Origin of the sequence: Pseudovibrio sp. W74, from assembly GCF_001623085.1 — a bacterium.
Classification (GTDB): Bacteria; Pseudomonadota; Alphaproteobacteria; order Rhizobiales; family Stappiaceae; genus Pseudovibrio.
The window spans coordinates 338,732-356,974 of sequence record NZ_LMCJ01000021.1 but is presented as its reverse complement, the minus strand read 5'-3'; the positions used below and the strand labels follow the sequence as shown (position 1 = coordinate 356,974).

Genomic DNA, 18,243 nt, shown 5'->3' with positions numbered 1-18,243 from the left:
GTCACTTATTCATAACCATATGACCTAAGATGTTTCACTATTGTCCTTTATGACCTCTCAATATATGCAGATTGCAGAATTTCTCTACAAATTGACGGCAGTGTCACTTCCATAAAATCCTGGATTTTAAAGAACAGAAACCTCACATGACGACCTCTATGCAACACTTATCAAACCCCAAGCAGAGCATTGGAGTGGTGTTCTCCGTTGCCGCATCCGCGCTTGCTCTTACAGCTGCAATTGGCCTTGCCTATCTTGCAAATCCAAACCCGGCTTCAAAGCTGCATCTTGCCAACACTGAAGTCTCACATTGCACAGTTGCGGGCGCTACAGCTGTTTTGGGTCTTCGCGGTGAATGGAACTGCATTGCTGCGCAGTGACCACGAGCTTACTTTGAGTTTTGCGCTCGCATCTCGTTGTAGGCTTTTGTAAAACCGGTGGCTGAAAAGTTGATGCCAACCTTTTTGCCTGCTCTGGACATCATCACAAATCGTCCTTGATCTTTTGCAGCTTTCATCGCGTTGATGAAGGCCTCTTCGGTTTTGCCTTCAATCACACAGCCTTGCGCCATACAGCGATTGACCCGTGCAACCGCCTGAAAATCACCAATGTTCACACCAACACCCGGAGCCAAAAGAAAGTCGAGCGGCAATACATATTGCACCATATCGCTCTTTTCTTTCGGACTGTAGGTGAGTGTCATCAGCAAAATATTCTGGCCACTCTCATTATGAACCACACGCTGCTTAATCTGACAGCTCATGCCATTCACGGCGGGGTCATAACACTCCAACATCCAGTCTCCGTGTTGCTGCGTGGTGACCTTGGGACTGCTGGCAACAGCTGCATCGCCTTTGGGGGCTGATTGAGCAAAGCCCGGCGTAGCACCAAGAAAAGCAACAACTCCCAGAGCAAGAGCTGCAATTGTACGAAGGGGAAAACCAAAAATCTTCATTTGAATATCTTGCTTGCAACTATAACGATAGGACTGAGTTATCTATCTCACTAATCTAATTTTGTTGCAATATTGGAGATTTGCGGGAGGCCTGTTGGAAAGAGCACCCTGTTTTCCCTAGGGATTTGAAATTATGAAATCTGGAAAAATCAATTACATCGAATTGCCAGCTGCTGATCTGGAAGCCGTAAAGACATTTTACAGCAATGCACTCGGTTGGATTTTCGAAGATTACGGCCCTGACTACGCTGCTTTCAATGATGGTGACTTTAATGGCGGTTTCTTCAGGGCAGACCTGTCGTCCTCCACGGCAAGCGGTGCGGCGCTTGTTGTGCTTTATGCCGAAGACTTGGAAGCACTGCAGGACACACTGGTGACGAACGACGCAAAAATCTGCCGAGAGATCTTCACCTTCCCGGGTGGGCGCCGGTTCCATTTTCTTGACCCGAACAACAACGAGCTTGCTGTGTGGTCAGACAAATAACAGGCGAAGGCATCGCTGACCTGCAATATTAGTGGGGGTGAATTGAGGGATTCACCCTTCTCTATGAATAGGCGTAGCTTCCAAGCGAAATCCAGTTTCTCAGGAGATTCGCGTGCGGTTCGCCAAAGCATCAGACGCCGGTCAGTTCAGCCCCCTCAGTTCTAAAGGGGCTTCCCTCGGAGTTCTCATTGCATCTGCAGTGCTCCTCGCCGGATGCCAATCCAATGTTTTTGGACCCGATCCGTCGAACCCTCCTTCTGATGCTTATGTTGTTTCTATCGAAACCATGCCATCTGGCGCGCAATGCATCTTGGATGGGTTTGCTGAAAACCTGCACGTGAAAAGCCCCGGCCAACTCGTCATTCCAAAGGAATACAAAGACGCGCAAATCGTGTGCACGAAGGAAGGTCACGAGGAAGTTCGCGATGACTGGTACCCAGGTGCGGGCGTAGAAATGCCGACTGTCTCCTGGGTCAGGACGCTCCCGAAGAAACAGTAATCTCTATTTCTTGAACATCTTAGCAGCGCTTAAGCGTTGGCTTCAGCTGAGGTCGTGTTTGACAACGCGATCTTTTCTGCTTTCTGCACTCTTGCGCCAATAACCACCAGCACAAGTGCGATTCCGCCAAAAACGCAGAACGCAAAGGACAAGGGCAGCAAGGTCTGATCGTAGAAACGGCCAACAATCACAGAGAGGATGAGCGCAATAAACGTGGTGGTCGCGCCAACCAACGTTGCAGCCAAGCCAGCGATATGCCCCAGTGGTTCCATGGACATGGCGTTCAGATTTCCGTTCAACATCGGCTGACAAAAGAATGCTAGCGAAAGATAGGTCATGAACAACCACAGATCAGGCGTGGTATCAATGAGGAGCAGATACATCGCAAAGCTGAGGCTGGTGACAATCTGAATTGTCAGCGCAGCGCGGCACATATTCTGCAATCCGATACGTCTGACAATACGGCCATTGACGATGGACGCCATGCCGAACACGACGGCAATTCCGGAGAAATAGAGCGGGAATGTTTCGTGGACGTTGAAAATATCTGCAAACATCGGCTGAGCAGTGCTCAGATATGTCATCATCGTACCAAAAACAAAGCCTGAAGCCGCTGTATAATACAGCGTCGCCTTATGGCTTACGACTTCTTCAAGACCTTCCCAAAGCACCCTGGGCGTGATTACCCGGCGATTTTCCGGTTTCAGTGTTTCCGGCTGACGCATTGCCAGCCAGATGCAGCCAACAGACGCCATAATCAGCATGATGACAAAGATCGCCCGCCATCCCGCAGCAAACAGGATGCCTTGACCAATCAACGGCGCTAATGTGGGCACAATAATAAACACTGCTGTTACAAACGACAGGATGCGCGCCATTTCCGCGCCGACATACTTGTCGCGAACAATCGCCATAACGACCGTACGGTGAGCGCTGGCTCCGACACCTTGAAGCAGACGCCCGAAAATCATCATTGGCAGTGATGTCGCCGTGGCTGCAAGCACAGCACCAATTGCGAAAACAACAGACCCTGCATAAACCGCCGGCTTTCTGCCAAAGCGATCAGAGACGGGGCCAAAAACAAACTGACCCAGGCTTAATCCAAGAAACAGCGCAGAAATGATGAGCTGGACGTTGTTGGAATTTCCGACATTCAAATCTTTGCCTATGACTGAAAACGCTGGCAGCACGGCGTCAATCGAAAGCGCAGTCAAGCTAGTCAGCGTAGCCATGAGGGCAACAAATTCAACCGTTCCCAGGCTCGCACCTGCGGTTTTCGGAGAGTCCGACATCTGGATATTCCTGTTTCAATCCTGGCAGTTTTGAAGGTTTATTTTTAAAAACCCAACACCATGGATCTACCGCGATTGCGGCATAGTCTGTGGGAGCAACAGCTTTCACCTATCAGGCAACAAACGTGAAATCAAGAAATGAGATGAATTGTAATCAATGACGTTCTTTGAGGAGTTAGCACTGAGAATGTATTTAGTGCGGTTCCTTTTGCCAGAACTTCGCACCAATTTGGGTCCTCTTATGCGCCTTTAAGAAGACACTAGGATTCTTGATGTTATTACTCTCCCATATTTGGGGGCATTATGATTTCGATTGACCGTTTTAGAGGCGCACTCCTCACAACAATTCTTGCTGGTTTGGTTTCCATTCTTCTGGCAGTCATTGTTTTTCGCATGATTGGGGAGCAGGCAGAAAGTAATTCTTATGCCTTGCTTGCGGAGGCTTTTTTGCAAGGCCGCTTTGAGGCTTCGCGCTGCTTTGATCTGGACTGTGCGCTTTTCGAAGACAAGATCTTTGTCATATTCCCCCCCGTACCAGCCTTGATCGCTCTACCATTTGTGGCCGTATTGGGTGTAGGGTTTCATCACTTTATTGCTCTGGGGCTGATTTGCTTTTTCATTACCGGACTGGTGTGGTGGCAAATTACGCGCAACTACCAGACGGACTACCGACTGGCTCTATTGCTTGTCGCAGCGTTTCTTTTTGCAACACCGCTGCAATACACAGTGCTCCGCGCCGATGGTGTCTGGTTCTTTGCGCAAGCCGTTGCTGCAATGTTGACGTCGCTGGCGCTCTGGTCAGCGCTCATCAAGAGAAATGCTTGGTTTGTAGGATTGTTTATCGGTCTCGCATTCCTCACCAGGCAGATGAGCATTCTTTACATGCCGTTCTTTTTTGTTCTGATGACGCCACCGGACAGGTCCATCTTTGCAATCAATGCTGAGAGTATTGGGCGCCTGCTCAAACTCGCAGTCTTTCCTGCAATCGCAATAGGCATCTACTTTGCTTACAATTACGCCCGCTTCGGCGATCCTATGCAAACTGGGTATGCGTACATCTTCCCACCAGAATGGGACGCTCTGGGTGATCCATCTGCGTCATGGATTGAGGATCGTGTTCAAGAGCTAGGCTTGTTCCATCGGGATTATCTGCTCTTCAACCTGATCCACTTCTTCGTGCAAGGGCCGGATGTAGAGTTTTCAGGCAAGTATCTGACGCAGATGAGCGGCTTTGGCGACAAGGGTATAGCGCTCTTCATCGGCGCCCCGTTCCTGCTTTACTTCTTCCTCGCCAAATGGAACCGGGAATACCTTTTTGCAGGGCTGACAATCGCTCTCATCGCAGGAGTGACACTCTTCTACCACTCTAACGGCTTCTCACAGTATTCCGTGCAGCGCTACGTGCTGGACTGGCTCCCGCTCATGATGCTCTTCGTTGTGCGCACCGTGCGACAAGACAACATGGGGATCTTCGCGATGCTTGTGATGCAAGCCCTGTTTCTCAACGTCGCCATGCAAGCGCTTGCTTTTGCGGCAAACGGTTGAACCAGGTTCTATCGAGTTTGGCGGAAAGTGATCACCTTATGACCCATATAGTTTGTCACCGCTCCAACCGCGATGGCAACACCATGTGCGAGTGCTTGCGCGATAAAGAGCGGCAGGGTTGTCATGAGCATTGCATTCAAACCAACAGACAGCCCAAGCACGATGAGAGCAGAGAACAGGTTCACCCCAAGAAAGATCAGTACTTGTCGTTTGATGCTTTCGGGTTTCTGCGCCCCTACAAACACGAAATGCTTATAGAGGGTGTATCCAACACTCATTCCAATGAAATAAGCCAGCAACACCGCCAGCCAGAACGGCATGAACACAGACAGTGCAATTCGCAACAGCCAGTTTACAAAAGCAGCAAGACCACCAGCTAACAAAAAGCGGATGATCTGCCTGAACTCTGGGCTGGTGTCATAAGAAGATTTCAGCGCGGCAAAGCGAGCGGCAACCATCAGATCAAATAGCCTCCAAACCATGCGAACAAAAACAGGATGGCAAGAACACCGCCAAGCACGAGGCTCTGCTTATCCTTTAACGCGAAGACCACAGGATCATCATTCAATTCCAGTCTCTGGCATTTCAGCCAAACGCGACCAAGCCAAAGAAACAAAATGGGTGGCATGCCCCACAAAAGCACAGCTGCAGAATAAAAGTTGGCGTTGAATGCTTCATTGGTCAGGTAAAGCACCATAACCAGCGTTGCAGCCAGCCCACTTGCCGAGCCGAGGGCAAGGAGCACCGGCAAATCTCTGTTTCGATACCCGCGCCCAGACATCTCCCCATTTGTGCCAGCCTCCACATGGCGACCAAGCTCCGTATGGCGTTTTGCCAAAGACAGCGAGAGGAACAAATACATAGAGAAGACAAAGAGCCAGGGGGAGGGCGGCACATCAACCAACGTTACACCAACCCCAAGACGCATTGTGAACAGCACCGCCAGCACAGCCGTGTCGAGCAAAGGTACCCGCTTCAGATAGAAGGAGTAGGCAACCGTTGTTACTAAGTAGGCGAAAAGACCCAACACGACAAAGGGGCCCAATGCCGCCGCGATAGCACAGCTCAGAGCAAACCCCAAAGGGATGGCCAACATAGCATGGGCGATCTTCAGCTTGCCCGATGCCAACGGCCTTGCCTTCTTGCTCCAATGCTGACGATCTACTTCAAGATCCCAAAGGTCGTTCAACAAATAAGTGGAGCTTGCGAGAATGCCGAGAGCCACAAAGCCCAGTACCGCACTCGCCCATGCTTCAGGGTTCAAAGCCTGACCACCCAGAATAAGAGGCACAAAGAGCAACGTGTTCTTTGCCCACTGGTGGAGGCGCAAACTCTTCAGGAGAGGCCGAAAAAAACCATCAGGTCTTGCAAAGGTCTTTTCGACCTCACCACATCGCATCGCTTTTTGAGATAAACTGTCGGAAGGGTGGACGATTAAGGAGCGGACAGCGCTTTTAAAGACAGGCAGATCGGAAATACTATCACCAGCATACGCAAAACCATCCGGAAACCTTTGTTGCAGATAGCTCGCTTTGTTGCCTGATTTCAGATTGATCTTGCCGTTGCTGGCGTGAACTTCATTAACAAAGCCGAGCCGACTGGCAACTGCGATAGCTAAAACTTCATCAGCGGCTGTCGCCATATGAACGTCACGTCCTTTACCAGCTTCTGCACGAGCATAGGCAACAACATCTTCGTTCAATGGCAAATTATCGATTTTTAAATCTACGCGAATGGCCAGTTGCCGTTTTACATAGGCGCGCCCGCGAAAGAGCCAATAAAAAACAACGAATAGGTTCAAAGGGTTTGATTTGAGGAACAGAATGAGTGCTTCAAAAAAGCAATCTGTCCGTATCAGCGTGTGATCAAGATCTAATATAAGCGGCAGTTGTAATTCAGGTTCCGCCGACCTCTGAAGTCTCTGAATATCTTCCATATGCCCCACCCGAAGACTCTGCCCTGCAAAGAGTATGGGTTATGAATACCTAACTAATTACTCTCAATTTTGGTTAATAGTGTCTGCGAATGATTCAGATGTTTTTTCTTGGAAATTTTATTGGACGCAAAACTACTTAAAAAGCTTACAAAGCCTAGGATTGTGCAAGGTTCATAGCCAAACGATCTAGCTACATTTCCCCCAGGATATGATGCAGCGGGCATTTCTTGCGAAGAATACAATTGAATAAGAGAAAAACTACGTTAGAGTGCGTACCGGGATATGCGTATCTGCCAGCAGCGAGGGGAACTGAGCATAAAGCCACTCGTGGGGAGCTGCTAACAGGCGAAATAATTTCTATTTTGCGTTGCTCTCAGGAAAATATGCAATTTTTTGAGTTTGCCCTTCAATTGAGGTGAACTCTAGATCCTATTGAGAAATGTATCCAAGTCGGCGCTGTTGGGGAACAGGCGACCGATGTAGTGAGGAGATTCCTAGATGAAATTCAGCAAAAGCTCTCTTTTGGCGAGCGTAGTCGGCACCGCATTGCTATCTACCTCTGCATTTGCTGCGGGTGTTCATCCAGAAACAGGCGAGAAACTCGCTGACGACCAGACTTTCACATATCGTATTCTCGACGAGCACTCTTCTTTTGACCCGCAGGTCAACGAAGATGTATCCGGCTCCGAGATCTCACGTAACTTGTTTGAAGGTCTTTACAGCCAGGACAACCTTGGCAACCTGGTACCAGGTGTTGCTCTGAGCCACACTGTTTCTGACGACAACCTGACTTACACGTTCAAACTTCGCGACAATGCTAAGTGGTCCGATGGCAAGCCTGTAACTGCAGGTGATTTCGTATATGCATGGCGCCGTTTGGCGAGCCCGGAACTCGCATCTCCATACCAGTGGTATGCTGAGCTGATGTCCGTTGAGAATGCAGACGCCATCGTTAAAGGCGACATGAAGCCTGAAGAACTCGGCATCAAAGCTATTGACGATCACACTCTTGAAGTAAAGCTGACAAAGCCACTGCCTTACTTCACTGCAATGACCACACACTCCAGTACCTTCCCATCTCCTAAATGGGCGATTGAAGCACATGGCGCTGCCTGGACTAAGCCGGAAAATATCGTTTCTAACGGTGCTTATAAGCTGGTAAAGCACGTTCCGCAGGAAACTGCTATTATGGAGCGTAACACCAACTACTGGGACAACGAGAGCACAATCATCGACAAGGTTGAAACCCTTGTAATCAACGATGAAAACATCGCTCTGACCCGCTACCTTGCTGGCGAAACCGACCGCACCGAAGTTCCTGCAGGTCAGTTCCCACGTTTGAAGAAAGAGTATCCAGATCAGGCTGTGGTTTTCCCACGTCTCTGCTCTTACTACTACACCTTCAACCTGTCTGATTCCGGTCCGGAAGAGTTTAAAGATGTTCGTGTTCGCAAGGCACTGGCATACGCTCTTGACCGCCGCGTCATCACCGACGCTGTTCTTCAGGGCGGCCAGTTCCCAGCTTACACCTTCACTCCTGCTGTAACAGCTGGCTTTGAAGTTCCAAAAGTGGACTTCGCTGGTTGGTCCCAGCAAGAGCGTGATGCAAAAGCGAAAGAACTGCTTGAAGCTGCTGGCTTCACCAAAGACAACCCGCTTGAGTTTGACCTCGTTTACAACACTTCTGAAGGCCACAAGAAAATCGCTATTGCGATGACCCAGATGTGGAAGCAGAAGCTTGGCGTTAAAGTCAACATGAACAACATGGAATGGAAGACATTCCTGAACGAGCGTGGCAACCAGAACTTTGAGCTTGCTCGTGGTGCATGGTGTGGCGATTACAACGAAGCATCTACCTTCCTTGACCTGATGGATTCAGAATCCGGTTACAATGATGGTAAGTTTGTAAACGCTGAAGTTGATGAGTTGCTGTCAGGCGCAAAATCAACTGCAAACCCACAGCCAAACTACACTCGTATTGAAGAGATCATGTCTGCAGAAATGCCAGTCATTCCGATCTACCATTACACCAACGTTTACATGATGAACGCACAGTTGAAAAACTGGCCGATCAAAAACGCTGAGCAGAACTGGTACGCTAAAAACCTCTACAAGGTTGCGAAGTAATCCAGCAATCAAGAGCACCGGTGTCCCAGACGCCGGTGTTTTTGCATCTTTTTGTTGCTGAATCACCCGTTCTTCATACGAGACACTAATAACAATGCTCAGCTACATCCTACGAAGAGTGGCTATCGCAATTCCTACATTGCTGCTGCTCATAATAATCTCATTCTTGCTCATGCATGCGGCACCCGGTGGCCCATTCACATCCGAGCGTCCGCTCCCTCCTGCGGTTCTTGCCAACATTGAGGCCAAGTATGGCCTGAATAATCCAATATACGTTCAAATCGTCAACTATATTGGTGGAATCATTACAGAATTCGACTTCGGCCCATCCTTTAAGTACAAGGACCGAAGCGTAAATGACATCATCGCACATGGTTTTCCAGTCACACTGACCTACGGCTTCCTGTCGTTTGCAGTCGCAGTCATTGTTGGAGGCGCGCTAGGTATCGCAGCAGCGCTCAAACAGAACAGCTGGCTTGATTACTTTGCTGTTGGTGTTTCTATCGGTGCGCAGGTGCTGCCTAACTTTGTTATGGCACCAATCCTTGTTCTGGTGTTCACTTTGTGGCTGGGCTGGTTGCCTGGTGGCGGCTGGAACGACGGGCAATGGAACCACCTGATCTTGCCGGTGATCGCACTTTCTACCAGTTACATGGCATCCGTTGCGCGTTTGACGCGGTCCTCCATGCTGGAAGTGTTGCATACCAACTTTATCCGCACAGCAATGGCTAAAGGCCTGCCGTATAAAGTTATCATCTTCAAGCACGCGCTTAAGCCTGCTTTGCTGCCAGTCATGTCTTATCTCGGCCCTGCGTTCGTTTCCATGATCACAGGTTCCGTTATCATTGACATGTACTTCTCAACCGGTGGTATCGGCCAGTTCTATGTGAACTCAGCACTCAACCGAGATTACGCTGTGATGATGGGTATCACGATCCTCATCGGTGGTCTCACCATTCTCTTCAATCTCATTGTCGACATCCTGTACGCATGGGTCGACCCGAAGATTAGATACTGAGGGCTGAGCACATGATGGTAGATGTTCAAAAAATGGAGCAGTTGGCAGACAATCTGGCTGCTCAAGAAGAAGTCGTAGGGCGCTCTCTGTTCGCAGATGCCCGTCGCCGCTTTTTCAAAAACAAGGCTGCAGTGGTCAGCCTGATCCTTTTGTGCGGTGTATTCCTGTTCTCAACCCTCGGTCACATGATCGCAGTTTGGTCCAACGAAGAGATCGATTGGGGTATTCTGGGTCAGATCGCAGAGCTCGGTGCACCAAACCTCGAGAACGGTCACTATTTTGGGGCCGATGAACTTGGCCGGGATCTGTTCGCTCGTGTCATTCAGGGAACTCAGATCTCGCTAATGGTCGGCATCGTCGGCGCCTTGATCGCTGTTGTCGTTGGCACATTGTACGGCGCGATCGCTGGTTACTCTGGCGGCAAAGTCGACAACGTGATGATGCGTATCGTCGATATTCTGCAGTCCATTCCTTACATGTTTGTTCTGATCCTGCTGCTGGTGGTGTTCGGGCGTTCAATCTTCATGCTCTTCGTGGGTATCGGTTTGATCTCCTGGCTCGATATGTCTCGTATCGCACGTGGACAGACGCTGACGCTGAAGAACAAAGAGTTTGTTGAGGCTGCAATCGCAACTGGCGTAAAGCCGATCACGATCATCCTTCGTCACATCGTGCCGAACCTTCTGGGTGTTGTGGTCGTGTACTCAACCCTTCTGGTCCCGCAGATGATCCTGACCGAGAGCTTTATTTCATTCCTTGGTCTGGGTGTTCAGGAGCCTAACACCAGCTGGGGTGCGTTGATTGCTGAAGGCGCTGGAACAATGCAGTATGGCACGTTGTGGCAGCTGGCATTCCCAATGTTCTTCTTCATCATCACTCTGTTCAGCTTTTTCTTTATCGGCGACGGTCTGCGCGATGCGCTTGACCCTAAAGACCGGTAGGAGGTGAAATCGTGGCACTCTTGGATATCCAAAATCTACGGATCACCTACAACACTCCGGACGGAGTGGTAGAAGCCGTAAGAAACGTAAACCTGCAAATCGACAAGGGTGAGACCCTCGCGATCGTGGGTGAATCCGGCTCTGGTAAAAGCCAGACGGCCTTCGCAACTATGGGGCTCCTGCCTCATAATGCGCAGGTTTCCGGATCGATTAAGTATCAGGGTCAGGAGATCATCGGACTTTCTCATGAGGGAATGAACAAGCTTCGCTCCAATGAGATCGCGATGATCTTTCAGGACCCAATGACCTCCCTAAACCCGTATTTGCGCATCTCGGACCAAATGGCTGAGACGCTCATTTACAACTCGCCAGACGGCAAGCGCATGAAGAAGAAAAATGCGATTGCAGAATGTGTGCGGATGCTCGAAGCGGTGAAGATCCCGAATGCAAAAAACCGCATTCATCTTTACCCGCATGAGTTCTCCGGCGGCATGCGTCAGCGTGTGATGATTGCAATGTCTTTGCTGTGTCGTCCAAAGCTGCTGATTGCAGATGAGCCGACAACCGCACTGGATGTGACCGTTCAGGCACGCATCATGGATCTGCTGGTGGAACTTCAGGAAGAGTTCCACATGGCGATTGTTCTCATCACCCATAACCTCGGCATCGTGGCTGGCTCCTGTGAGCGCACCATGGTGATGTACAAGGGTGAAGTGATGGAGCAGGGCTCTACCGTCGATATCTTCGGCAAGCCGAGCCATCCATACACGCAAGGTCTGCTGAGCGCTGTTCCACGTCTGGATCAGGACGAAGAACGTTTGGTTACGCTGGATCGCAGCTTTGAAACCCAAATGGCGGAGGGCTGATTTTGAGCACGAAAGAGCCAATCTTATCCGTTCGCGACATGCGGGTGGAATTCAAGATCAAAAAGCAAAATGCTTTGCCTTGGCATCAGCCAGACATTCTGCGGGCCGTTAAAGGTGTTTCCTTTGATCTGGCAGAAGGGGAAACCCTCGGCATCGTTGGTGAATCCGGCTGTGGTAAGTCCACTCTTGCCCGTGCGATCATTCGTATGATCCCATCTCAGGGCGGCGAAGTGTTCTGGCAGGGCCGCGACCTGATGAAGATGAACGAGAAAGACCTTCTGGCGACCCGCAAGGAAATCCAGATGATCTTTCAGGATCCTCTCGCATCACTTAACCCACGTCTGACTGCTGGCCAGATCATCGCGGAACCGCTGAAAACGCACTATCCGAACACATCCAAGGATGAAGTGAAGAAGCAAGTGCGTGAGCTCATGGAGAAAGTTGGTCTGTCCGCACGGATGATCAACCGCTATCCGCACGAGTTCTCTGGCGGGCAGTGTCAGCGTATCGGAATCGCGCGTGCGCTGATCACCAATCCTAAGCTGATCATCTGCGACGAGCCTGTTTCCGCGCTTGACGTATCTGTTCAGGCACAGGTGGTGAACTTGCTGATGGACCTGCAGAAAGAGCTCGGCCTGTCTCTGCTGTTCATTGCACACGATCTGAGTGTGGTGAAGCACATCAGTAACCGCATTATGGTTCTTGAGTTTGGTGACATCGCTGAGATCGGCGAAGCACATGACGTGATCCACAATCCGCAGAGCCCTTACACCAAAGAGCTGATCAATGCGGTGCCGATCCCTGATCCTATTGCGGAACGCAAGCGCATCGCGGAACGGCGTGCGTTGGAGGCAAAAGCCTAAAAGAATTTGTATCCTGGATACAACAGACGGCGGGGCAAATGCTCCGCCGTTTTTTTATGTTTTGCATTTGAAGACCGACGCTGCCACATTGCCGCTCCAACCAGTTATATCTGCCCTTCAAGGCCATCATTATGCGCGAAACTCATAAAGGCTCCTGCCTGTGCGGGACCGTTCAATTTCAGATTCAGGCCACCTTTAAGAAGTTCTATTTCTGCCACTGCAGCTATTGCCGCAAAGGAACCGGCTCCGTTCACGGCTCCAATCTCTTTTCCTTTGATGCAGATTTCGCCTGTACCAGTGGAGAGGATTCCATAAAGTCCTACAATGTGCCGTCCACCCAGCACCGCAGAAGCTTTTGCGAAGAATGCGGCTCTCCAGTGCCCACACATGATCGCGAAAACAACTTCCTCGTTGTGCCTGCCGGGTCACTGGACACACCTGTCGATACCCAGCCGACCGCGCACATCTTCATGGCCAGCAAGGCAAATTGGGATGATCATCTGGAAGACGTCACGAAGTTTGATAAGTTCCCTGAGTAGTCCTAGGCTTTGTCTGTAACCTGTTCACTCGGCGAGCCCTTCTGCTTCCAGTCCATCCAGAACTTAAGCCCCATACCGACCAGAAGCCCCCAGAATGCTGCCCCAATGCCAAAGAAGGACAGACCGGACGCAGTGATCAGGAAGGTCAGAATGGCAGGCTCACGACTTGGCGCGTCTTTCAGCATGCCCTGAACCGAGACGGTGAGTGTTCCAATCAACGCCAGTCCGGCAACACCGCCAATCAAAATGCGCGGTGCCAGTTCAACCACACCGACAAACCCGGCAGAGAAGATGCCGAAGATGATATAGACAACTCCCGCAATCACTGCGGCCCAATACCGCTTTGCAGGGTCTTTGTGAGCATCCTCATTGGCACATATGGCAGCAGTGATGGCAGCAAGGCTGATCCCGTGCCCGCCAAATGGTGCACTGAGGACGGAACCAACACCTGTCCAGCTGAAAAGCGGCCCGGGAACGGGCTGATACCCAAAGGAACGAAGGATCGAGACACCCGGAATATTCTGGGACGCCATTGTGACGATATAGATCGGTATGCCAATCCCAATCAAAGCAGAGAGTGAGAACTCCGGTATGACAAACACGGGAGCTTGCACCAGCTTCAGCGAGGTAAGGCTTGAGGTATCTGCATGGAAATAAAGCACAACAAGGAAGGCCAACAAAGCAGCTGGAACGGCCAGTAACTTGTTAATCTGCCCCGCAACAAACCATGCCAGCACAACAGGCAAAGCGAGGGCAGGGATCTCGGCCACCGCTTCAAAGGGTACAAGACACAGTGGCAGGATGACGCCTGCCAGCATGGCTTGGGCCAGAGTAACCGGGATCAGGCCAACAATGCGGCCCAGAGGCTTCCAAAGCCCAGTTATGACCACAAGCAACCCAGCAAACACAAAGGCACCGACAGCGGCTGCAAATCCGCCCTCTGGAAGACCGGAGGTCGCCAACAACGCGGCACTGGGTGTGGACCAGGCGACGGAAATGGGCACACGCTTCCACAAGCTGAAGCCGATACCGCAAATCCCCATGGCGATGGCAAGTGCCATAAGGCCAGAGGTTGCTTGTTCTGCACTTGCGCCAACCCCGCTCAATCCATGCAACACAATGGCAAATGAACTGGCGAACCCAACAAAAGCAGAAAGAATACCAGCGCTGGTCGCACTAGCTGAAAGGGAGGAAGACATTAGGGCCCTGCAACAAGCTGTTGGCGTGAACCTCTCAAATTTGGGGAACAGAGAAGTCGCGCGAGGCGTGAGGAGATCTACTGGTAATGCTAACAGCCATGGTGCTGTGAGCAAGCCTTCAACCAGCACATTTATTTGAATTTTGCTCAACAAACGCGTGTAGGCTTCATCTCATTGAAAACACTATAATTTATCAGGGCCCAATTATCGGGAGAGGTTTTTCAATATTTACGTTCGAAGGCAGCCTGATAGGCTTTTCCAATCTTTGGCGGTATTGCGGATTGGCCTCATGTTCTCACTTGATGATCGGCGCAGAATTCTTGTGACAGGAGGTTCAGGCTTTCTGGGCTCCTATCTCAGTGAGACCCTTCTGGAGGCAGGGCATGAAGTGCTGTGCCTCGATAACTTCTTCACTGGCACCCGCATGAATGTGGAACATTTGCTGGATCACAAACGGTTTGAGCTGTTGCGGCACGATGTGTGTCAGCCGCTGTTTGTTGAGGTGGATGAAATCTACAATCTCGCCTGTCCGGCTTCTCCCGTTCACTATCAGTTTGACCCTGTGCAGACCACCAAGACCAGCGTGCTTGGTGCCATCAATATGCTGGGGCTGGCAAAGCGGGTTAAGGCCAAGATCCTGCAGGCCTCCACCTCTGAGATCTACGGTGATCCGAAGGTTCACCCGCAGCCGGAAGAGTATTGGGGCAACGTCAACCCCATTGGCGTACGCTCTTGTTATGATGAGGGAAAACGCTGCGCAGAGACACTGTTTTACGACTACTACCGCCAAAACAACATCAACATCAGGGTCATGCGGATTTTCAACACCTATGGCCCGCGCATGCACCCCAATGATGGGCGTGTAGTTTCCAACTTCATCATGCAAGCGCTGACGAACAAGCCGATCACTCTGTATGGCGATGGCATGCAAACGCGGTCTTTTTGTTACCGGGATGATCTGGTGGACGGGATGATCAAACTGATGAATGCGCCGGACCACATTTCCATGCCGGTCAACATCGGCAATCCCAAGGAATTCACCATCAAGCAACTCGCAGAGCTTGTGCTGGAGCTAACCGGGTCCAAGTCCCGGATCATCAGGGAGCCTCTACCTCAGGATGATCCGCTCCAGCGCAAACCTGACATCACCCGCGCCCGGGATTATCTGGGCTGGCGTCCAACCACAGAGCTGCGCGAGGGTCTGGTCAAAACTATCCAATACTTTGAACAGCTTATGTCCAAGCAAGGAGAGACAGAGGCAAAGAAGCTTATGCCTGCGGAGTAGGGTAGCTCTTTCGCAAATGCAGTTTTCTACCACCCCATCGGGTGATGGTCGCTGAAGAATCCGCCATTTGGTCCGGCTTCTGGCAGTGTGGCGAGCCATATTCCGGTTTCGGCACCTTGCTCTGGTGTTCGTGGTGCAGTTTCACCGCCCATTCGGGTTGCGACCCATCCAGGGCACATGGAGTTGATCTTCACGCAAGACGGCAGTTCGCGTGAAAGCGCAAGGGTTAGGGCATTGAGCGCTGCCTTCGCCACGCCATAAGCACCGGGGCCAGCCAACCCTTCAGTGAAAGACCCCCAGTTGGAGCTCATGTTCACAATGCGCCCGTATTGCCTATCGATCATAGCTGGAGCTGCACGACGGATCAGGTGATACGGACCATGCACCATCACTTGCATGCTTTGTTCAAACTGTGCAGGGTTTTCCAGCATCGGCTCTTCATAGAGAACACCTGCGTTGTTCACCAAAACATCAATAATCCCAATATCATCAAAGGCCTGCTCGATGGAGCGCAAGTCCGCAACATCCAGATGCACATGCCCGCAGTCAAGCTGCTTGGCAGCTTCTGCACCGGCTTCCGCATTGCGCGAGCCGATAATGACGTCAAGGCCTTCTTTTTTCAGTCCTTTTGCGATGGCATACCCAATGCCTCTGTTACCACCGGTAATCAACGCACGTCTGGCCATCTGGCACCTCTGTTCAGTTCACACCAACATTCACTGCAATTAAATAAGTAATTCATTTTTATATGATCATCAAGGCTCGCCAATGAGAAAGTGATCCGGGTCTTTTCCCTCATCCAAGTCGTAGGCAAAGCGGAAGGGCTCTGGGTTAAAGTACTCGCGATAATACTGAATTTTGCCATGAGGCACGTGGAACAAACCGCCATAGATCTGGTTGTATTCCCGTCCGGTGGTCAGAATCTCGACCTCACCAGTAAACTCCGCAAAGACCCATTCAGGCGATATCATCGGGTAGAATTTCAGGTTAGAGGTGAAATCCGCTTCCCCGGCATTTTCCGGCCATGCACTGTAGTGCTTGATCAGGTTCGCCTTACCTTCCACTACATCCGGAAAGCCATCAGGCGAGTAGGGCATATCTTGCACGGCCTTTTCAGACCAGACATCGGCAAGAGCCTCCATGTCCTTATTTTCCAAGGCTTTAAGGAACTTAACGACAGCAGCTTGCGCCTTGCGTCGTTTCAGGAAAGCAGGTGGATGGGCCTTGGCTCTGCTCTTGGCTGTCTCCAATATATCGCCATTGCCATTCTCACTCTTCAGCACAAAACTATGCTTGAAGATACGCCAGTGATTGCTGCGCTTATGAAGGCGGAACTGATAGAGGCCCTCGACCTCCCAAACCTTGTCACCAACATACAGCTGCCCCGCAACCGAGCACGAGGCGTTGGCAATGCCTTCCTCGATGCGGATATTGAAATCATTGAGGGAATGGCGCATCAGGTCGAACCCCGGCAGCAGCTCTGCCCAGTCCATCAACTGCTGTTCCCGTGTCTTCTTATGCGCTGTGCCACCAAGCAGCGAGCTGTAATCCATCTCCACGTGGTCGCTATAAAGCAAGCCAAGGCTCTCATAATCCCCCCGATCAAAACAGTTTACAACGCCTTCCAGCACCGTGGTTATGGCGGCGGTGTCTTTTGCTGTTTCAAGGTCAGACGGGTCGCTCATCGAAGATCCTGCTTAAAGCGTGGAAAGGAAGTGCTCAGCGACAGCTTCCAAAGCCCGGTCAATGGGTTGGGTCTTGTCATAAAAGTCAAACTGGCTGACATCCTCAAACCACAACGTTGTCGCGCGGTCCCCCATACGCCGCGCAAACTCCCTTGCACCTTTGGGGATCGCGGCAGCCTCACTGTGCACAATCAGCGTTGGTTGATTTTGCTTGTCCGCCGTGTGCATACCATCAAACGTCAGCCATGCTTCCCACGAGGCCAGATTAAACTTGTTGTCAAACTCCGGGATCAGACCGCGGTCTTCCTCGGTGTAGTACTCGACGTCAAACATCAGTGCGGTGTCATCAACTTTACTCGCGGCCACGATATACCGTGGCTCTTCATGGGTCAGCGCATCGCGGCCCACCTTCATCAAGTTACTGACACCTTCCACACCGCCGTAAACCTCTGAGATAATTTCCGAATTATGAAGCCAGGGAGCGACAAGTGCCAGTGAGTGGACGTGCCGGTTTCCACCTGTTGCAGCGCTCATGTACCCTGCTGAAGCGCAAATTCCCAATCCGCAGATCCTGTCCGGATTCACATCCGGGCATCGTCCCATAAAATCAATAGCCGCGCGGATATCATCCGTCTTGCGAGCAGGGTCTTCCAGATACTTCGTTTTGCCATCATGCGCAGAAAGACCCCAGCCACGAAAATCGAATGCCAGCGCTACAAAGCCACGCATGGCAAGCTCAGAGGCGTAAAGACCTGCCATCTGCTCTTTCACTGAAGTCCAGGCTCCGGTGACCACAACCCCGGGAAGCTTGCCATTGGGCGGTCTTTTTTTCGGGAGGTAGAGATCTCCGTGCAAGACTTCACCGTGACACTCAAATTCCACGGGCCGTACTTCAACCTTGTCCAGATTATTACCGAGCTTCTTCCTCTCAGGCATTGGCTGATCCTTGGTTCTTTGCGCAATTGTTAAAGACTAGGATCAACCAAAGACCAGAACAGGCCTTTAACAG

The 18,243-nt window shown here is 51.0% G+C and carries 19 protein-coding genes; 11 read left to right on the top strand and 8 right to left on the bottom strand.

The features are described 5' to 3' along the window. The first annotated feature begins 158 nt into the window (after positions 1–158). The gene (locus PsW74_RS16135; RefSeq protein WP_208988009.1) at positions 159–380 is read left to right on the top strand and encodes a hypothetical protein; all 222 of its coding nucleotides are present in this window, start codon (positions 159–161) and stop codon (positions 378–380) included. 8 nt (positions 381–388) lie between these two features. Here PsW74_RS16135 and PsW74_RS16130 read toward each other — a convergent pair whose 3' ends face one another. Further along, on the bottom strand, positions 389–955 hold the full coding sequence (locus tag PsW74_RS16130) for an invasion associated locus B family protein (RefSeq protein WP_057463867.1): 567 nt from the start codon (positions 953–955) through the stop codon (positions 389–391). Positions 956–1,085: 130 nt separating this feature from the next. Here PsW74_RS16130 and PsW74_RS16125 point away from each other — a divergent pair, with 130 nt between their 5' ends. Both PsW74_RS16125 and PsW74_RS16120 read left to right on the top strand, forming a co-directional pair. Then, positions 1,086–1,439, top strand: coding sequence for a VOC family protein (locus PsW74_RS16125; protein ID WP_063287813.1), 354 nt, complete (start codon positions 1,086–1,088; stop codon positions 1,437–1,439). A gap of 112 nt (positions 1,440–1,551) precedes the next feature. Then, complete coding sequence (locus tag PsW74_RS16120) at positions 1,552–1,938, top strand: hypothetical protein (protein WP_063287812.1); 387 nt, start codon at positions 1,552–1,554, stop codon at positions 1,936–1,938. A gap of 29 nt (positions 1,939–1,967) precedes the next feature. Here PsW74_RS16120 and PsW74_RS16115 read toward each other — a convergent pair whose 3' ends face one another. Further along, on the bottom strand, positions 1,968–3,230 hold the full coding sequence (locus PsW74_RS16115; protein ID WP_063287811.1) for a multidrug effflux MFS transporter: 1,263 nt from the start codon (positions 3,228–3,230) through the stop codon (positions 1,968–1,970). Positions 3,231–3,533: 303 nt separating this feature from the next. On the opposite strand from PsW74_RS16115, the gene PsW74_RS16110 reads away from it, so the two are divergent. Next, positions 3,534–4,775: a hypothetical protein gene (locus tag PsW74_RS16110; RefSeq protein ID WP_063287810.1), complete on the top strand. Its 1,242-nt coding sequence runs from the start codon at positions 3,534–3,536 to the stop codon at positions 4,773–4,775. 8 nt (positions 4,776–4,783) lie between these two features. Here PsW74_RS16110 and PsW74_RS16105 read toward each other — a convergent pair whose 3' ends face one another. Then, a complete protein-coding gene (locus PsW74_RS16105) occupies positions 4,784–5,233 on the bottom strand; it encodes a GtrA family protein (RefSeq protein WP_063287809.1) in 450 nt (149 codons plus the stop codon). Beyond that, positions 5,233–6,711 (bottom strand): UbiA family prenyltransferase, encoded by a 1,479-nt coding sequence (locus PsW74_RS16100; RefSeq protein ID WP_082830592.1) that lies wholly within the window; start codon positions 6,709–6,711, stop codon positions 5,233–5,235. The genes PsW74_RS16105 and PsW74_RS16100 overlap by 1 nt, the downstream gene beginning before the upstream one ends. 498 nt (positions 6,712–7,209) lie before the next feature. Here PsW74_RS16100 and PsW74_RS16095 point away from each other — a divergent pair, with 498 nt between their 5' ends. The 6 genes from PsW74_RS16095 to PsW74_RS16070 all read left to right on the top strand — a co-directional run bounded on the left by PsW74_RS16095 (position 7,210) and on the right by PsW74_RS16070 (position 13,065). Next, entirely contained in the window at positions 7,210–8,838 is a 1,629-nt protein-coding gene (locus tag PsW74_RS16095) for a peptide ABC transporter substrate-binding protein (protein WP_063287808.1), read from the top strand. A 94-nt stretch (positions 8,839–8,932) separates the two neighbouring features. Next, positions 8,933–9,856: an oligopeptide ABC transporter permease OppB gene (gene oppB, locus PsW74_RS16090; protein ID WP_063287807.1), complete on the top strand. Its 924-nt coding sequence runs from the start codon at positions 8,933–8,935 to the stop codon at positions 9,854–9,856. 11 nt (positions 9,857–9,867) lie between these two features. Further along, positions 9,868–10,797, top strand: a complete 930-nt coding sequence (locus PsW74_RS16085) for an ABC transporter permease subunit (protein ID WP_193775932.1) — start codon at positions 9,868–9,870, stop codon at positions 10,795–10,797. Between the two features lie 11 nt (positions 10,798–10,808). Beyond that, positions 10,809–11,663: an ATP-binding cassette domain-containing protein gene (locus PsW74_RS16080; protein WP_063287806.1), complete on the top strand. Its 855-nt coding sequence runs from the start codon at positions 10,809–10,811 to the stop codon at positions 11,661–11,663. Between the two features lie 38 nt (positions 11,664–11,701). Beyond that, positions 11,702–12,526 carry an ATP-binding cassette domain-containing protein gene (locus PsW74_RS16075; protein ID WP_208980942.1) on the top strand — a complete coding sequence of 275 codons (825 nt, stop codon included), beginning with the start codon at positions 11,702–11,704 and terminating at the stop codon, positions 12,524–12,526. 131 nt (positions 12,527–12,657) lie between these two features. After that, positions 12,658–13,065 (top strand): GFA family protein, encoded by a 408-nt coding sequence (locus PsW74_RS16070; protein WP_057463857.1) that lies wholly within the window; start codon positions 12,658–12,660, stop codon positions 13,063–13,065. Positions 13,066–13,067: 2 nt separating this feature from the next. On the opposite strand, the gene PsW74_RS16065 is transcribed toward PsW74_RS16070, so the two are convergent. Further along, positions 13,068–14,264, bottom strand: a complete 1,197-nt coding sequence (locus tag PsW74_RS16065; protein ID WP_063287805.1) for a benzoate/H(+) symporter BenE family transporter — start codon at positions 14,262–14,264, stop codon at positions 13,068–13,070. A gap of 289 nt (positions 14,265–14,553) precedes the next feature. Here PsW74_RS16065 and PsW74_RS16060 point away from each other — a divergent pair, with 289 nt between their 5' ends. Beyond that, entirely contained in the window at positions 14,554–15,549 is a 996-nt protein-coding gene (locus PsW74_RS16060) for a UDP-glucuronic acid decarboxylase family protein (RefSeq protein WP_057462416.1), read from the top strand. Positions 15,550–15,575: 26 nt separating this feature from the next. Here PsW74_RS16060 and PsW74_RS16055 read toward each other — a convergent pair whose 3' ends face one another. From PsW74_RS16055 to PsW74_RS16045, 3 genes are all read right to left on the bottom strand, one after another. Further along, complete coding sequence (locus PsW74_RS16055) at positions 15,576–16,235, bottom strand: SDR family NAD(P)-dependent oxidoreductase (protein WP_057462417.1); 660 nt, start codon at positions 16,233–16,235, stop codon at positions 15,576–15,578. Between the two features lie 69 nt (positions 16,236–16,304). After that, positions 16,305–17,234, bottom strand: a complete 930-nt coding sequence (locus tag PsW74_RS16050) for a nuclear transport factor 2 family protein (RefSeq protein WP_063287804.1) — start codon at positions 17,232–17,234, stop codon at positions 16,305–16,307. 12 nt (positions 17,235–17,246) lie between these two features. Then, positions 17,247–18,170 (bottom strand): alpha/beta hydrolase, encoded by a 924-nt coding sequence (locus PsW74_RS16045; protein ID WP_082830591.1) that lies wholly within the window; start codon positions 18,168–18,170, stop codon positions 17,247–17,249. Between the last annotated feature and the right edge of the window lie 73 nt (positions 18,171–18,243).

Excerpts from the sequence above, each read along its gene's own strand:
- PsW74_RS16070 (WP_057463857.1), top strand. The coding sequence starts at position 12,658 with ATGCGCGAAACTCATAAAGGCTCCTGCCTGTGCGGGACCGTTCAATTT.
- PsW74_RS16045 (WP_082830591.1), bottom strand. The coding sequence starts at position 18,170 with ATGCCTGAGAGGAAGAAGCTCGGTAATAATCTGGACAAGGTTGAAGTA.
- PsW74_RS16130 (WP_057463867.1), bottom strand. The coding sequence starts at position 955 with ATGAAGATTTTTGGTTTTCCCCTTCGTACAATTGCAGCTCTTGCTCTG.
- PsW74_RS16050 (WP_063287804.1), bottom strand. The coding sequence starts at position 17,234 with ATGAGCGACCCGTCTGACCTTGAAACAGCAAAAGACACCGCCGCCATA.
- PsW74_RS16110 (WP_063287810.1), top strand. The coding sequence starts at position 3,534 with ATGATTTCGATTGACCGTTTTAGAGGCGCACTCCTCACAACAATTCTT.
- PsW74_RS16135 (WP_208988009.1), top strand. The coding sequence starts at position 159 with ATGCAACACTTATCAAACCCCAAGCAGAGCATTGGAGTGGTGTTCTCC.
- PsW74_RS16105 (WP_063287809.1), bottom strand. The coding sequence starts at position 5,233 with ATGGTTGCCGCTCGCTTTGCCGCGCTGAAATCTTCTTATGACACCAGC.
- PsW74_RS16065 (WP_063287805.1), bottom strand. The coding sequence starts at position 14,264 with ATGTCTTCCTCCCTTTCAGCTAGTGCGACCAGCGCTGGTATTCTTTCT.
- PsW74_RS16075 (WP_208980942.1), top strand. The coding sequence starts at position 11,702 with ATGCGGGTGGAATTCAAGATCAAAAAGCAAAATGCTTTGCCTTGGCAT.
- PsW74_RS16060 (WP_057462416.1), top strand. The coding sequence starts at position 14,554 with ATGTTCTCACTTGATGATCGGCGCAGAATTCTTGTGACAGGAGGTTCA.
- oppB (WP_063287807.1), top strand. The coding sequence starts at position 8,933 with ATGCTCAGCTACATCCTACGAAGAGTGGCTATCGCAATTCCTACATTG.
- PsW74_RS16100 (WP_082830592.1), bottom strand. The coding sequence starts at position 6,711 with ATGGAAGATATTCAGAGACTTCAGAGGTCGGCGGAACCTGAATTACAA.
- PsW74_RS16115 (WP_063287811.1), bottom strand. The coding sequence starts at position 3,230 with ATGTCGGACTCTCCGAAAACCGCAGGTGCGAGCCTGGGAACGGTTGAA.
- PsW74_RS16085 (WP_193775932.1), top strand. The coding sequence starts at position 9,868 with ATGATGGTAGATGTTCAAAAAATGGAGCAGTTGGCAGACAATCTGGCT.
- PsW74_RS16095 (WP_063287808.1), top strand. The coding sequence starts at position 7,210 with ATGAAATTCAGCAAAAGCTCTCTTTTGGCGAGCGTAGTCGGCACCGCA.
- PsW74_RS16055 (WP_057462417.1), bottom strand. The coding sequence starts at position 16,235 with ATGGCCAGACGTGCGTTGATTACCGGTGGTAACAGAGGCATTGGGTAT.